This is a genomic window from Rhodopila globiformis (assembly GCF_002937115.1).
Classification (GTDB): Bacteria; Pseudomonadota; Alphaproteobacteria; order Acetobacterales; family Acetobacteraceae; genus Rhodopila; species Rhodopila globiformis.
Genome location: NZ_NHRY01000263.1, coordinates 51,373 through 66,697, shown reverse-complemented (window position 1 = coordinate 66,697; position 15,325 = coordinate 51,373). Strand labels below are relative to the sequence as shown.

At 67.2% G+C, this 15,325-nt stretch carries 10 protein-coding genes; 5 read left to right on the top strand and 5 right to left on the bottom strand.

The genetic code is table 11. The annotated features are described in order from the left end of the window. Positions 1 to 58: 58 nt before the first annotated feature. Entirely contained in the window at positions 59 to 1,219 is a 1,161-nt protein-coding gene (locus CCS01_RS28725; protein WP_104522199.1) for a diaminopropionate ammonia-lyase, read from the bottom strand. A gap of 63 nt (positions 1,220 to 1,282) precedes the next feature. Here CCS01_RS28725 and CCS01_RS28720 point away from each other — a divergent pair, with 63 nt between their 5' ends. From CCS01_RS28720 to CCS01_RS28710, 3 genes are all read left to right on the top strand, one after another. Beyond that, positions 1,283 to 2,269: an NAD-dependent epimerase/dehydratase family protein gene (locus tag CCS01_RS28720; RefSeq protein ID WP_104522198.1), complete on the top strand. Its 987-nt coding sequence runs from the start codon at positions 1,283 to 1,285 to the stop codon at positions 2,267 to 2,269. 141 nt (positions 2,270 to 2,410) lie between these two features. Continuing rightward, positions 2,411 to 4,261, top strand: coding sequence for a chloride channel protein (locus CCS01_RS28715; RefSeq protein ID WP_104522197.1), 1,851 nt, complete (start codon positions 2,411 to 2,413; stop codon positions 4,259 to 4,261). A 958-nt stretch (positions 4,262 to 5,219) separates the two neighbouring features. Continuing rightward, on the top strand, positions 5,220 to 5,855 hold the full coding sequence (locus tag CCS01_RS28710) for a cupin domain-containing protein (protein WP_239992440.1): 636 nt from the start codon (positions 5,220 to 5,222) through the stop codon (positions 5,853 to 5,855). 476 nt (positions 5,856 to 6,331) lie between these two features. Here CCS01_RS28710 and CCS01_RS28705 read toward each other — a convergent pair whose 3' ends face one another. Next, on the bottom strand, positions 6,332 to 6,988 hold the full coding sequence (locus tag CCS01_RS28705) for a glutathione S-transferase family protein (RefSeq protein WP_104522195.1): 657 nt from the start codon (positions 6,986 to 6,988) through the stop codon (positions 6,332 to 6,334). Between the two features lie 157 nt (positions 6,989 to 7,145). On the opposite strand from CCS01_RS28705, the gene CCS01_RS28700 reads away from it, so the two are divergent. Beyond that, a complete protein-coding gene (locus tag CCS01_RS28700) occupies positions 7,146 to 8,378 on the top strand; it encodes a polyhydroxyalkanoate depolymerase (protein WP_104522248.1) in 1,233 nt (410 codons plus the stop codon). A gap of 570 nt (positions 8,379 to 8,948) precedes the next feature. Here the strand turns inward: CCS01_RS28700 and CCS01_RS28695 are convergent. Further along, positions 8,949 to 10,790 carry an alpha-amylase family protein gene (locus CCS01_RS28695; RefSeq protein ID WP_104522194.1) on the bottom strand — a complete coding sequence of 614 codons (1,842 nt, stop codon included), beginning with the start codon at positions 10,788 to 10,790 and terminating at the stop codon, positions 8,949 to 8,951. Positions 10,791 to 12,143: 1,353 nt separating this feature from the next. Between CCS01_RS28695 and CCS01_RS28690 the strand changes: the two genes are divergently transcribed. Then, the gene (locus CCS01_RS28690; protein ID WP_104522193.1) at positions 12,144 to 14,009 is read left to right on the top strand and encodes an ABC-F family ATP-binding cassette domain-containing protein; all 1,866 of its coding nucleotides are present in this window, start codon (positions 12,144 to 12,146) and stop codon (positions 14,007 to 14,009) included. 262 nt (positions 14,010 to 14,271) lie between these two features. On the opposite strand, the gene CCS01_RS28685 is transcribed toward CCS01_RS28690, so the two are convergent. After that, positions 14,272 to 14,619, bottom strand: a complete 348-nt coding sequence (locus CCS01_RS28685; RefSeq protein WP_158258659.1) for a response regulator — start codon at positions 14,617 to 14,619, stop codon at positions 14,272 to 14,274. Positions 14,620 to 15,079: 460 nt separating this feature from the next. Continuing rightward, positions 15,080 to 15,322, bottom strand: coding sequence for a hypothetical protein (locus CCS01_RS33290; protein ID WP_146102013.1), 243 nt, complete (start codon positions 15,320 to 15,322; stop codon positions 15,080 to 15,082). Between the last annotated feature and the right edge of the window lie 3 nt (positions 15,323 to 15,325).

Below are 15,325 nucleotides of genomic sequence, written 5' to 3'. Positions count from 1 at the left end.
GTTCGAACGCTTTCCGTCAACCCATCGTCAGCTTATGGCACAAATGATTGAATAAGTGTTAACGCTGTCGAGACTTAAGCCTTGTATCGTACAAAGACCGGTCGGTAACCCCCTCAGTCGCAAAACAAAGCACTCGGCTTGCCGCATCCAGGCCGAGGTCCGCGCGCGCGGTCGTATCGGCTACGGCAAGAAAAAATCCCGTGAGGCCGGCGACGCCCGATTCGCCGACGACCAGCCCGGCGTCCGCCAGCAGGCACAGCGTGTCGACCGCCGCCGCATCGGGAATCGTCATGAAGGCCGCCGCCGCGCGGTCCAGTTCCTGCCAGGCGAGCAGACTGGGCTCGCCGCAGGCCAGTCCGGCCATGATCGTCTCCAGGCCGCCGGGCACCGCGGCCAACGCATCCTGGCGGGCGCTGGCGAACAGGCAGGCGGCGCGATCGGGCTCCACCACCACGAGGCGCGGCGCGGTGCCGAAACGGGTCCGCATCTGCACGGAAACCGCCGCCGCGACGCCGCCGACCCCGGCCTGGATGAAGACATGCGTGGGCGGGTCGCCGGACCACTGATCCGCCGCCTCGTCCGCCATCAGGCGATAGCCCTGCATGATCTCGCGCGGCGTCTCGGTGTAGCCGGGATACGCGGTGTCGGCGACGACGAGCCAGTTCTCCGCGGCGGCCAGCCGGCTGGCTTCGCGCACCGCATCGTCATAGGTGCCGCCGACGGGCACGACCTCGGCGCCCAGGGCGGCGATGGCATCCCGCCGCCCCTGGCTGACGGCGCCGGGCACGAATATCACGCACCGGCAATGGAACCGCCGGGCCGCCCAGGCGACCGCGCGGCCATGATTGCCGTCGGTCGCGCAGGTGACGGTGAGCGTGCCGGTCACGTCGCGGTAGCGCCCGTCCGCCAGCGCTTCGGCGGTCGCGGCGCCGGCGACGCCCCGCCGCGACAGTTCCGCGGCCAGCAGGCGCATGACCGCATAGGGGCCGCCCAGCGCCTTGACGCTGCCCGGGCCGAACCGTCCGCTTTCATCCTTGATCCGCAGCGTCGCCACGCCGGCGGCGAGCGCGTCCAGGTCGTGCAGCGGCGTCGGCGCGTAACCGTCCCAGCCGGTGATCGCCGCCTTCGCCCGCCGGAACCCACCGGCCGGCAGCACCGTGACTCCGGGTATGCCGTGGCGCGGATTGACCAGCAGACTAAATGGATGGGAGCCGATCATGCCGCCACGGTGGACCGCGCGCGGCGTCGGTGCAATCTTTCAATGGCGAACGGAGGAACGATCATGAAGATTTCCATCCTGGGCGGCGGCGGGTTCCTGGGCCGCAAGATCGCGGCGCGCCTGGCGAAGGACGGCACGCTGGGCGGCCATCCGGTCACCGGGCTGACGCTGTTCGACATCGCCGAACCGTCCCGGCCCGCCGCCGGCTTCCCGGTCGCCAGCCTCGCCGGCGACATCGTCACCCTGCCGGACAGCGCCATCCCCGAGGGCACCGACGTGGTGTTCCACCTCGCCGCCGTGGTCAGCGCCCAGGCGGAAGCGGACTACGACCTCGGGCGCCGGGTGAACCTGCGCGGCACCGACGCGGTGATCGACCGCTGCCGGGCGCTGGTCGCGGCGGGCGGGAAGCCGCCGCGCGTGGTGTTCACCAGCTCGATCGCCAGCTTCAGCGGCAGCCAGAACGTCACGGTGGCGGACAACACCCGCCAGGTCCCGGGCAACAGCTACGGCGCGCAGAAGGCGGCGGCCGAGCTGATCCTGGCGGATGCGTCCCGCCGCGGCTTCCTCGACGCCGTCAGCCTCCGCCTGCCCACCGTCATCGTCCGGCCCGGGCGGCCGAACAAGGCGGCCAGCTCGTTCTTCTCCGCCATCGTGCGCGAGCCGCTGCTCGGGCTGGATGCGGAACTGCCGGTGGCGGACGATTTCGCCGTCTGGGTCTGCAGCCCGCGCCGGGCGCTGGACTGGCTGCTGCACGCGGCGGTGATGGACACCGGCAAGATGGGGCTGGACCGCAGCATCGACCCGCCCGGCATCAGCACCACGGTCGCGCACCTGTTGCAGGCGCTGGAGGACGTGGCGCCCGGTGCCGCGTCGCATGTGAAGCGGGTGGAGGACAGGGCGATCGCGGCCATCGTCTCGACCTGGCCGCCGGCCTTCGAGGCCCTGCATGCCCGCACCCTGGGCTTTTCCGCGCATGAGCCCGTGCTGGACGTCATCCGCGCCTTCATCGAGGACGACCTGGCCGCCACCCGTGCGGAACGCGGGTTGTAACAGCCCTATTGTTGCCGCGGACGAGATGTTTACCGGAGCCACACCCTTCCTGGCGCAAGACATGTTGCTCCGAACCATGGCAGGCCGCAAAACCACACCCAGTTCTTTCCCGGCTTCGGCTGGCGGGCGTGGATGCCGATAATGGATGGCGAATCGACGATTGCGGACGCGGATGAGATTCGCGGCGCGGGCCAGACCGCGTCCGCCGCGGACCGCGCTGCCGCCCGCCGGAGCCGCCGCCCGTTCGGCTCCGCCGTCCTGCACGCGCCACAGGTGCTGCGCGCCCTGGTGCGCACCGACGAAATCTGGCTGGTGGTGCTGGCCGCGTTCATCGGCTGCGCCACCGGCCTGAGCGTCTGGCTGATGACCACGACGACCCAGATGGTCCACCAGGTCCTGTTCGGCATCGGCCACGACGAGCGCCTGAGCGCCATGGCTGTGCTCGACCCGTTCCGGACCGTGCTGGTACCGGCGTTTGGCGGCCTGGCAATGGGCCTGGCGACGCTGGGCTTCACCCGGCTTCGGCCGCGGCGAACGGTGGACCCGATCGAGGCGAACGCCCTGTTCGGCGGCCGGATGTCCCTCAGCGGCAGCCTGATCGTCGTCATCCAGACTATCATGTCCAACGGCGTCGGCGCCTCGGTCGGCCTGGAGGCCGGCTACACCCAGATCGGCTCCGCCATGGCGTCGCGCGTGGGGCACGCCTTCCGGGTCCGCCGCAACGACATGCGCCTGCTGGTCGGGTGCGGCGCGGCGGCGGCGATCGCCGGCGCGTTCAATGCGCCGCTGACCGGCTCGTTCTATGCGTTCGAGCTGATCATCGGCACCTATACCCTGGTCTCGTTCGCTCCGGTTTCCGTCGCCGCCCTGGTCTCACAGGCGGTGGTGCAGGCGCTGGGCGGCTCGATCTTCGACCTGAACCCGCAGGTCATGCCGCATATCGAGGCGCTGGACTACATCCCGATCCTGGCGCTGGGCATGCTGTGCGCGCTGCTGGGCATCTCGATCATGCGCGGCGTGACCATCACCGAGGAGCTGTTCCGCAAGAGCGGCGTCCCGGCCTGGATGCGCCCCGGCATCGGCGGGCTGGCCATCGGCCTGCTGTCGCTGGTGACGCCGGCCGTGCTGTCGTCCGGCCACGGCGCGCTGGGGATGTCGTTCGAAGTCCGCGAACCGTTGCGCTGGGTTGTCCTGCTGGTGCTGCTGAAGGCAACGGCCTCGGCAATTTCCATCGGCTCGGGCTTCCGCGGCGGGCTGTTCTTCGCGTCGCTGTTCCTCGGCGCGCTGCTGGGAAAGGCGTTTGCCGGCGCGCTGATCCAGGTCAGTTCCGCCCATGCCGTGCCGGCGACGGTCTGCGAACTGGTCGGCATGAGCGGGCTGGCGGTGGCGATCATCGGCGGGCCGCTGACCATGGGCTTCCTGGCGCTGGAGGCGACCGGCAGCCTGCCGATGACGGTGGCGGTGCTGGCCGCCTGCGTGGTGTCGTCGCTGACGGTGCGGCGCACCTTCGGCTACTCGTTCGCCACCTGGCGCTTCCACCTGCGCGGCGAGGCGATCCGCAGCGCCGTCGACATCGGCTGGATGCGCAACCTGACCGTCGGGCGAATGATGCGGCGGGAAATGCGCACGGTCCGCGCCGATACGCCGCTGAGCGTGTTCAAGCGGGACTTTCCGCTGGGCGCCGCGCAGCGCGTCATCGTCCTGGACGAAGGCGACCGCTACGCCGGCATCGTCCTGCTGCCGGAAGCCCATGCCGATGCCGACGATGAGCGGAAAGTCCGTGACGTCGTGCACTACGCCGAGACCGTGCTGCTGCCGCAGATGACGATCAAGGAAGCGGTGGCGATGTTCGAGAATGCCGAGAGCGACGCGCTGGTGGTGGTGGACAGTGCCGAAGGGCGGCACGTCATCGGCCTGCTGACCGAGCAATATGCGCTGCGCCGCTACAGCGAGGAACTCGATCGCCGGCGGCGGGAGCTGTCGGGGGAGTAGGCGGTGCCGCGGCCGGGATGGTGCCTCACCGGCGGGGGCAGCGTGGTTGATGGCGTATTTTTGTTCGCACAGAGACGAACTGAGGGTTGTGGAGGGCCACAGGGGGTTAGGGGGACGTTGCGCGGGTTGGTGCGGATGGGGCTGTCGTGGCAGGCGGTTTTGCCGATCCGGCTCCGCGGCGACGCATGGCGTGGCATCGCCCCATAGGCGCTACAGCAGACCGCAAGTCGGTTGGGACGGGACGATGGCGTTCCTTCATCGTCATGGTGGGCGAAGGCCCGGCATCCACGCCTGGCGGTGTCGAGGCCGTGCAAAGGCGTGGATGGTGGGCCTTCGCCCACCATGACGTTGTGGCAATGCCCGTGCCACTGGCCGCCTAAGTTATAGCAGACCGCAGGTCGGTTGGGACGCACAGGTGGCCTGTCCTCATCGTCATGGCCCGGCTTGTCCGGGCCACCTGTCGCGGCACACGTGCTGGAATAGGTGGCCCGGACGAGCCCTACGCAATGCACACATCCTGGAAACGAGTCGGAAATGACCGTAAAATCGAGTGCTCGCCTGGGCGCCAAGAGCGTTCCCCCATCGTCATGGCCCGGCTCGTCCGGGCCACCTGTCGCGGCACAAGTGCTGGAATAGGTGGCCCGGACGAGCCGGGCCATGACGAAAGGGAAACGCAGCGGCGGACCGTTTCCGAGATCTGTGCATCCCGTAGGGACGAGCCGGGCCATGACGATGCGGGTGCGCCGCCGCCCTGTCCCGACCGGCCTGCGGTCTGCTGTAGCGCCTATGTGGCATCGCCCGGCGGTGCTGGTCGCGACGGGCGCGGTGCCATCATGCTTTCGCTGCGGGCCGCCGTTCTTCTCTGTGGTTGCATTTTTGGACAATCCGGCCGCACGTGCCGCCAGAGACCCTCAACCGCCCGAAACGCAGCCAGTGCCTGCACGCCGCAAAGCCGGGCATGCCGGACACCGTTTCGAAACAAACGAAAAAAGCGATTGCTCCCCTTCCGGCCGCATGTCACGCTGCACTGCAACACTTTTTCAAAGCGGAACGGCAGGCTCTCAAGGCCGGACGCGCGGCGGGAGGACATCCGGAAGGCAGGCCTGTTTCACAACCGGCCGCGCATGGCCTGGAACGCCAGGACGGCCGCCTGAAAAAGGGAGCCTTGCCCATGCCTGAAACGCCAAGCGTCAATACATTCTCTCATGTGAAACCCGGCGACACGCCGTGGGTCGACGACGGGGTGCGGGCGTTCTTCCAGTACCGCGATCTCGGCGTCGCCAACGCCACCGGCGGGCGAGTGATCGCGCAACTGGTGCGCGCCAGGGAGGCGCCGGAAAAAGGCACCGGCTGGCACCGGCACCAGGCGGACTTCCACATCGTCCTGATGCTGAAGGGCTGGGCAAAATTCATGTACGAGGACCGGGAGCACCTGGTCGCGGCCGGCGATTGCGTGCATCAGCGGCCGGGGATCACCCACTACCTTTTCGATTACTCCCCCGACATGGAATACCTGGAGGTTGTCGGCCCGGCGCATTTCAGCACGGTGGAGGTGGAGAGTGGGGTCGCGGTGCCGGAACCTGCGCCCTGGTAGGTGGGCAGGGCGGGATCGGTCCGGGATGGTGGCCTCCCCGGCGCGGACAGCGTGGGTGAGGGCGTATTTTTGTTCGCACAGAGACGAACTGAGGGCTGCGGAGGGCCACAGGGGATCAGGGGGACATTGCGCCGTGCGGTGCGGATGGCGCCGTCATGGCGGGCAGAGTCACCGGTCCGGCCAACTGGCGCCGCGCATCGGAGCCTGTCAGGATCAGGGAACCCGCCCTCCACAACAGCAACAACCGCACCAGCCAGCGCAATGTCCCCCTGATCCTCAGCGGCCCTCCGCAGCCCTCAGTCCATACTCAGTGCGAACAAAAAATACGCCATCGACCACGCTGTCCGCGCCGATGACGCACCATCCCGGGCCGCGCGGGCCGAGCCGGAAGCAAGCCCCCCGACTCACGCATTTACGAACATCCCCCGGTGCCGACCGCTCCTGAACACCAGGCCCAACCCGGTCAAACAGAACCCTCAAAACTCGATGTCCAGTTCGTCGATCTGCTCGGGTTCGCGCTGCGCGGCGGCGAACCATTCCTTCATGTCGGGCCAGGCCATGATCTGCTGGCAGTAGCGCTCGCACACCTTGTCCATCTTGACGTCATAGCTGCGGAAGCGGGTCACCACCGGCGCGTACATCGCGTCGGCGATCGTCGGGCTGGCGCCGAACAGCCACGGCCCCTTCCAGATCGACAGGCATTCGCGCCAGATTTCGGTGATGCGATCGATATCCTCCTGCACGGCCGACCAGACCGTGAAGCCGGGCCGAAACAGCCGCAGGTTCATCGGCAGCGCCTCCCGCAGGGCGGCGAATCCGGAATGCATCTCGCCGGAAACCGAGCGGCAGCGGGCGCGGGCCACCCGCTCGGCCGGCAGCATGTGCGCGTCCGGAAAGGTTTCGTTCAGGTATTCGGCGATCGCCAGCGTGTCCCAGATCACCACCTTGTCGTGCATCAGCGCCGGGATCCGGATCGAGGAGGACTGCAGCAGCAGTTCCTTGCGGTTCGCCGGATCGTCCGGATCGACCACTTTTTCCTCGAACGGCAAGCCCGCCAGGCGCACCAGAAGGTAGCCACGCAGCGACCAGGAGGAATAATTTTTGCTGCTAATGAGAAGTGTGGCTCCCGCCATAGTGACAACCCCTGAACCTGCTGGCATGCTGCGACGCAATATATCAGTAGCCGCGGTGGGATGGCGAGGCCCCATGTGAACATGGTGACATGCTAATGACACCTATCCAAAAATGATCCAGACTGAACGATACAAAAGTGGCGTGATCCAGCAGGCGATGATTTACAAACTTTACCAAGCGCAGGCCGACCTGCTGTATCCCACCCGCCAGCTTGCCAGACTGGGAGCCGGATTGGCGCGGGCATTCGACCTGGGAGAATACACTCCGGCGCCGTTGCGGCAGTTCGGCGCCGCATGCACCATGATTGCCGAGACCGGCCTGACCCACAAGCGCCCGGACTACGGCTTCAAGACCGTCGCCGTGGGCAACGCCACGGTCGGCGTCGTCGAGGAATCGCGGTTCGAAACGCCTTTCGCCACACTGTTGCATTTCCGCAAGGAAATCGACGTGGTGCAGCCGCGGGCCCTGGTCGTGGCGCCAATGTCGGGACACTTTGCCACCTTGCTGCGCGGCACCGTCGCCGTGCTGCTGCCGGACCACGACGTCTACATCACCGACTGGAAGAACGCCCGCGACGTGCCGCTGTCGGACGGCGTGTTCGGGTTCGACGAATATGTCGACCACCTGATCCGGTTCCTCGAGGTCGTCGGCGAGGGCAGCCACATGATCGCGGTGTGCCAGCCGACGGTCGCCGCGCTGGCCGCCACCGCCGTCATGGCCGAGACCCATAACCGCGCGCAGCCGCGCAGCCTGACCCTGATGGCCGGGCCGATCGACACGCGGCGGAACCCGACCAAGGTCAACGACCTGGCCAAGTCGCGCTCGATCGAGTGGTTCGAGAAGAAACTGATCGGCAAGGTGCCGTGGCGTTATCCCGGCGCTTTCCGGCGGGTCTATCCCGGCTTCATGCAGTTGACGGCGTTCATCTCGATGAACCTCGATCGCCACATCAACGCGCACATGGCGCAGTTCCGCGCGCTGGCCTGCGGCGACGTCGTGGCCGCGGCGGCACATAAGAAATTCTATGATGAATACAACGCCGTGATGGACCTGCCGGCGGAATTCTACCTCCAGACGGTGCAGCGCATCTTCCAGGACCATGAGTTGCCGCTGGGGCGGCTGACATGGCATGGCAACCCGGTGCGGCCCGAGGCGATCCGCCGCACCGCGCTGCTGACGGTCGAGGGCGAGCGCGACGACATCTGCTCCATCGGCCAGACGATGGCCGCCCTGGACCTGTGCACCGGCGTGCGGGTCAGCCAGAAGCGTCACCACCTGCAGAGCGGCGTCGGCCACTATGGCGTCTTCAGTGGGTCGCGCTGGGCGCGGGAGGTCTATCCCAGGGTGCGCGCCATGATCGAGGTCACCAATCAATCAAGCGTTCGCTGAGGGTCCGTCAGGGAATAACCGCGTTATTGGATGCAGGGCACCGGCCCATCCACGTCATGGTGGGCGCCGGCCCCATTGGCGTTAAAATAGCGTGGCGGCGGCACGATGCTTGCTATTCCGTCATGGCCCGGCTTGTCCCTACGGGATGCACACATCTCGGAAACGGTCCGCCGCTGCGTTTCTCTTTCGTCATGGCCCGGCTTGTCCGGGCCACCTGTCGCGGCACAAGTGCTGGAATAGGTGGCCCGGACAAGCCGGGCCATGACGATGGGGGAACGCTCTTGGCGCCCAGGCAAGCACTTGATTTTACGGTCATTTCCGACTCGTTTCCAGGATGTGTGCATTGCGTAGGGACAAGCCGAGCCATGACGAGGAGGCAACAGCCAGCCCTATTTTAACGCCAATGGGGCCGCCGCCCGCCATGACGATGAAGGAACGCCGTCGTCCTGTCCCAACCGACCTACGGTCTGCTGTAAACCAGGCGTCCGGATCTGCATGTGCGTAGCCGTCGCCCTGGCCGCGCGCGGCCACCACGATGGATGCAAATGGCAGCGGCCCGTTGCTCCACCGTCATGGCCGGGCGTGTCCCCAGAGGATCGTCGGCACCACCGGGTCAAGCTGAACCGTCACCTGCCTGCCACCCGCCACGGCCGCGCCGGTGCGCGCATCGCTCACCGAGGCGATTGCCGCTGGCAAGTCCAGCACCACCGCCCTGCCCTGCGCGCCGCGATCCTGCCGCTCCAGCGCCACCACGGTGTCACCGTGGTGGCGGTATCTGTAGAGCGTCACGTCCCCCGCGTTGCTGCCATCCGGATTGCGCACGCCAATCGGCTGGCTGACCCCGGCCTGGCCGAGCAGCCGGGTGATCTGTGGGGCATCCTCCGGCGCCACGATACGGGCCACGCCGGCCGTGAACACCGGCTGCGGCAGCCGCTTGCCGTGGCCGTCATAGCCGCCCGCAGGCCGATCGGCGATCACCACGCCGCCCTGCGCGGCAAACCGGGCGATCGCCTGCGCCTCCTGCTGCGACAGGCCGAGCGTGTCGGGCAGGATCAGCACCTTGCTGTGCAGCTCCGCCAGCATGGCGCCGGTGACGAACTGCGGCTGCAGATGCAGCCCGCTGAGCGTCTGCATGTAGCCGTGCAGCGCATGGCGCCAGGCATTGTCCTCCAGCTCGGTTTCCGACTTGCGCTGCATCCAGGCGTCGCCCTTCGGTTGCTGGTCCAGCATCCACTGCAGCCGGAAACTCTCCGGTGAATACAGGATCGCCACTGCATCCAGCGCCGGCTGGCTGTCGTGCAGCAGCGCCGCGACGCGAGGCAGCGCGGCGAACAGCGGCGCATGGGCCGTGCCGTCCGGCCCCACCGTGCCGTCGGGCCGCACGATCGCATCATTCTCGTCCCACAGCACCAGCCCGCGGGCCCCGTTCAGCACCGCGTGCCAGGTGCGGCGCTGGCTGGCCGGCGAGGACGAAAACGAGGTGATGATGGGGATCAGCCGGGGATTCAGTGCCCGCAGCAGCGGCAGGCTTTCACCGTAGGCGCCGGTGACCTCCATCAGGTCCACGCTGTGCGCCAGGGTCTCGAAATTGTAGCCGCCCCAGCCCGGAACCTGCACGCCTTCCATGCCGGCGACGGCCTGCGGGTCCGCCGCGTGCACCGCATCGGTGCCGGCACGCAATGCCTGCGCATAGGCGACATCCATCCACGCCTTGAAGTCGGACCAGGAGGCAAAGTTGCCGTCCGTGCGGCGCATCGCCTGGCGTGTCGTCTCCGGACGCACGTCATCCCAACGCGCGAAATGCGTGCCCCACTCGGCGTTCAGGGCCGCCAGCGAGCCATATTGCTGCTGCGACCACTGCCGCATGGCGGCCAGCGCGGGCGGCGAGAGGTCGAAATCCCAGAACGCCGACAAATCGGCGATGCCGCTTTCATCACCCAGGTCGTAGTACAGCGGCTGATCCGCGTGATAGGTGCGCACCGTGGCCATCAGCCGCTCGCGGATGCTCGCCTGCCAGGCCGGGTCGGACAGGCTGGGGTCGCGGAACAGCAGCGAGTCGTTCGCCGGGTCCGCCCGGTAGCGCTGCTGCGCTTCCACAAAGCGCCAGTTCACCGGCTTGCCGGGAAACCAGCGATGGTAGGCGGAATAGAAATCGGTGGCGATGTTCTCGACGTAGAAACCCGTGCCGGCGGATTGCGCCGCCTGCAGCTCCTGCCGGCGTGGCTGATCAGGATGTTGCCGATCGGCCATGATTGCCTCGGCGGTGATGCCCAGGTGCTTCATGGCCGCCAATTGCTGCGCGGGGCGGGTCTGCCACTCGATCACGGGAAAGCCGCGCCAGGATTCGGCGTGGGCGGCGGTGCCGGCGGTGGACAGCAGGGCAGCAAGGCAAAGGGCTCGGCGGATACGCATTGGATTCCTCGGGGTGCGACGGCACGGCGCGCACCCTACTCAGGAAGTGAGGCGGGGGTAACCGGGCAAAACGGGAACCGGCCGTGCCTGCTCGTTCTTCCTTGATTTTCAATACATAGAGAGCGGAGGACCGCGAAGCGCCGCGGCAAGGGTGCCTCCACGCAGCAACGGGCTGCGGCGTCAGGGCCGATCGGCGATGTTGTACTGGCGGAAAATCCGCGGATTCTACCACAGAGACACAGGGACACAGAGATCAGAATCGCCGCGCCGCCGACGGCTTCGTTGCAATCTCTGTGTCACTGTGTCTCTGTGGTAAACCATCGTCGGCCGCAACAGGCACCGGCCATGCCAGGGCCGCACGCCCCTGGCCGCACCGTCATGTGGTCCGGACGGGCGCTCCGGCCGTAGCCCGAAGCGGACGACGCCGCCGCTGTATGCCTGCAAGCTGACCCCCCACCGTCCTGCGCTATGCTGGAGCAACTTCGGCTCCGGCCAGGAGTCGGTTGATTTTCAGGCTCTGACTCGTTCACACCCTTCGTGGCCCTCTGCGGTTCTTCGCGTTCTCCGTGTTAAAAATCGGTCGCCAATCCAGGCTCCGCCGCCGCCTTGACCCACCCGGGACGATACCGCCGCTCGTTGCAATAGCTGAGGGACCGTGGCCGAGCTGTTCTCGTTGCGCCGCGCGGCCTGGCATTCAGGGCGAGGAGGGCCGCATCTGTAAGAACAGGGCTGGCTGTTGCCTCCTCGTCATGGCCAGGCGTGTCCGGACCATAACAGGCTGGCAACCATCGCGCCGCCGGCCAGCTACTTTAACGCCTACGGGGACGTCGCCGTCCAGGCGCGATGACTTACGGTCGTGGCGCATTTACTTGCCGCAAGCAAGCGAGCGCTGTTCAACGACTGCGAAGACGGCATGTTCAACCAGGTTTCTCCGGCGACCCGGCATCTCATTTTGACACCATGACCATTATCAGGATTGACAGCAGCCCTCCCGCTCCCACGACGGCCGGGGGCGGCTTCGGCAGCGCCTGCAAGTGGATCGATGCCGCAAGCCCGAGCGACGATTGCTGGCCGGACCGCCCCCTTCGAAGCGGACCAGCACAGCCGCACCCGGGTACCGCGGCAACCGGTTGACCGCAATCGGCCAGAACACCGCGCTCAGGGTCCTGAAAGCTGCGCCGGCGAGCACCGCCGATCCGGCCATCCATCATTGGGCAACGGCAAAAGTTGCGGACAACCAGGGCCGCATCCGCCCCGGACCGCCCGCATCCGGCCGATCGGCTTTCGCCCCCTCTGCCGCCGCCGGCGCAATCAGACATTCCATCTCCCGCGCTCCGGCGCTAAATGCGGCCCATGTCCCTATTGGTGATCTCCGGCGCCGTCATCCGCATGGGCGGCCGCACATTGCTGAACGAAGCGGACCTGACCATCGACGCGGGCCGCCGCATCGGCCTGGTCGGCCGCAACGGCGCGGGAAAATCCACGCTGCTGCGCGCCATCGCCGGCGAATTGCCGCTCGACGGCGGTGAGATCCGCCTGGCCTCGCGCGCCCGCATCGCCACCGTCCGGCAGGAGGCGCCGGAAGGCCCGGACTCGCTGATCGACGTCGTCCTGCAGGGCGACCCCGAGCGGCTGGCCCTGCTGGCGGAGGCGGAAACCGCGGACCCGCACCGGCTGGCGGAGGTGCATGAGCGCCTGCTGGCCATCGCCGCCGACTCCGCGCCCGCCCGCGCCGCGACCATCCTGGCCGGCCTGGGCTTCGACGAGGCGGCGCAGGCGCGGCCGGTCCGGGAATTCTCCGGCGGCTGGCGGATGCGCGTGGCGCTGGCGACGGCGCTGTTCGCCAACCCCGACCTGCTGCTGCTGGACGAGCCCACCAACCACCTCGACCTCGAGGCGACGATGTGGCTGGAGGGCTGGCTCGCCCGCTTCCCCGGCGCCGCGCTGGTCGTCTCGCACGACCGCGGCCTGCTGGACCGGGCGGTGGAGGCGATCGCCCATCTCGACAAGGGCAAGCTGTCGCTGACGCCCGGTGGCTTCGACGAATTCGTCCGTATCCGCACCGAGCGGGCGCTGCAGCAAACCCGGGCGGCCGAGCGCGTGGCGGCCGAGCGGGCGCACATCCAGTCCTTCATCGACCGCTTCCGCTACAAGGCCTCCAAGGCCCGCCAGGCGCAGGCGCGGATCAAGGCGCTGGAGCGCCTGCCGCAGATCGAGGCGGTCATCGAGGACGCCCCGACGCGGTTCGTCTTCCCCGAGCCGGCGCGCATCGCTCCGCCGATCCTCGCGCTGGAGCGGGTCGACATCGGCTACGGCGCGACGACGGTCCTGCGGAACGTTTCGCTGACTATTGACATGGACGACCGGATCGCCCTGCTCGGCGCCAACGGCAACGGCAAGTCCACCCTCGCCAAGCTCCTGGCCGATCGGCTGGCGCCGCTGGCGGGCGAGGTGCGGCGCGGGCCGAAGCTGAAAGTCGGTTATTTCGCCCAGCACCAGACCGAGGAACTGGTGCTGGACGAAAACCCGGTCGACCACATGGCCCGCGCGCTGCCGAACGCGCCGCCGCCCAAGGTCCGGGCGCATCTTGCCCGGTTCGGGCTGGACGCCGATCGGGCGGAAACGCCGGTCGCCAACCTGTCGGGCGGGGAAAAGGCGCGGTTGCTGCTGGCCCTGGCGACGCGCGACGCGCCGCAACTGCTGATCCTGGACGAGCCGACCAACCACCTCGACATCGACGCCCGCGATGCGCTGGTCAAGGCGCTGGCGGATTTCCAGGGCGCTGTACTGCTGATCACCCACGACCCCAACCTCGTCCAGCTCATCGCCGATCGGCTGTGGCTGGTGGCGGACGGGACGGTACGGCCGTTCGACGGCGACCTGGACGATTACCGGGCCTTGCTGGTGGAGCGCAGCCGTCCGGTGGCCAAGGCTGGCGCCGCGACCCGCAAGGATGATCGGCGTGAGCGCGCGGAAGCGCGGGCGGCCCTGGCGCCGCTGCGCAGGAAGGCGCAGGCGGCGGAGAAGCGGATCGCCGCCCTGGCGGCGGAGCGGACCCTGATTGAGGCGAAGCTCGCCGATCCGGCCATTTATGCGCCCGGCCGCACGGCCGAGATCACCACCGCCAACGCCCGCCTGGCCGCAATCGCCAGGGAGTCCGAGGCGGCCGAAACCGAGTGGCTGGCGGCTGCGGAAGAGCTTGAACTTGCCGGTTATTGATATTCGTCAAGAAGACAGGCCCGGTTCGGCAGCCGCACACGGCGCCGCCGCCGATCGGCATCGTTCCTGTGATAGCGAGGACTATACTTCCGGTTTCGTTGTTGATTTGCCGGCGATCATACAACTGCCTTCGCCGGCCCGGGCAGTAACGAACAATCTTCCAATAAACCCGGCAGAAGGCGCTGTACAGATCAATTAATTACATATGAAACCAGCCACCGCGGCGCCGTCCTTGCCGGCGCAACATCCGCATGCGAATACCTTATCCCACCGTGACGGAGATAAACCGCAACAGCTCATGATGCGACATGGGCTTTTCCAGCACGGTCATCACCCCCAGGCTGGCCGCCTTCCGCTCGACCTCCGCATCGTGAATCCCCGTAATCAATAATGACGGAATATTCAAGCCGCGATCGGACAGGCGCTCGATCATTTCCAGGCCCGTCATGCGCGGCATGTTCTGGTCGACGATCAGGCAGGCGAGCCGATCCATCTGCGCGTCCGACAGGAAATCCATCCCCGAGCGGTAGGTTTCAACCTGGTAGCCCATTGTTTCCAGCAGGCCGCCAAGGACATCCCCGACATCATCGTCATCGTCGATGACGGCCACGATGCTCGCACTGTCCCGGTCCATTCAATGCGTCCCCTTTTTCGACCACGGTCGAAGTGGTCACGATCACACCATATGCTAGCCGTCTGGCTTGGAGCGATTAACCCTTGAATGCACTTGATCACTTGCTATTGTTTGTGGCACTCGATAAGTTGCCTATGTAAGGTGATGCGAATCATACGATCAGCCGCTTGGCCAATGCGGCAGATGATGTGTATCGCACATGCAACCGAGCGGACAGCCTGAACCATTTGTTCCCTAGCACCCACTTCAAGGCCGACTCTGCACGGTCACTGGCGCTCTGGCATTCAATTGTCCTCGTGGCAAGCAACGGGCCGGAACGGTGCGCCATTGTTTCTGTCTCGGCCCTCTCTATCTCCAGGTGATGGAATTGTCTGAAAACGTTAAACTGCGCCTCGACATGCCGACGGAAGACAGTCAGCAGGACAGGCATTCCCGGCTAACCAGCCAGACGACATCCGCGGAAGCCGGTCCGAATGATGAGGCCGAGTCGCAGATGCGCCGGGCGCTTGGGCTGCTCGGGGAGCCGCCGCGCCATCGCCCGGAAGCCGATCGGCTGGAACAGCCGGCGCGGTCCGGGGGCGGATATGGCGGCGGATTCCATCGCCGCCGGTTCGTCCAGGATGGCGACATCCCGGTCACGGTCCTGCGGCGTGAACCCGGACACGACGGCCAGCCCCACCGC

Coding starts and splice junctions, on each gene's coding strand:
- CCS01_RS28695 (WP_104522194.1), bottom strand. CDS start 10,790: ATGCGTATCCGCCGAGCCCTTTGCCTTGCTGCCCTGCTGTCCACCGCC.
- CCS01_RS28705 (WP_104522195.1), bottom strand. CDS start 6,988: ATGGCGGGAGCCACACTTCTCATTAGCAGCAAAAATTATTCCTCCTGG.
- CCS01_RS28715 (WP_104522197.1), top strand. CDS start 2,411: ATGGATGGCGAATCGACGATTGCGGACGCGGATGAGATTCGCGGCGCG.
- CCS01_RS28710 (WP_239992440.1), top strand. CDS start 5,220: ATGCCGGACACCGTTTCGAAACAAACGAAAAAAGCGATTGCTCCCCTT.
- CCS01_RS28725 (WP_104522199.1), bottom strand. CDS start 1,219: ATGATCGGCTCCCATCCATTTAGTCTGCTGGTCAATCCGCGCCACGGC.
- CCS01_RS28700 (WP_104522248.1), top strand. CDS start 7,146: ATGATTTACAAACTTTACCAAGCGCAGGCCGACCTGCTGTATCCCACC.
- CCS01_RS28690 (WP_104522193.1), top strand. CDS start 12,144: ATGTCCCTATTGGTGATCTCCGGCGCCGTCATCCGCATGGGCGGCCGC.
- CCS01_RS28720 (WP_104522198.1), top strand. CDS start 1,283: ATGAAGATTTCCATCCTGGGCGGCGGCGGGTTCCTGGGCCGCAAGATC.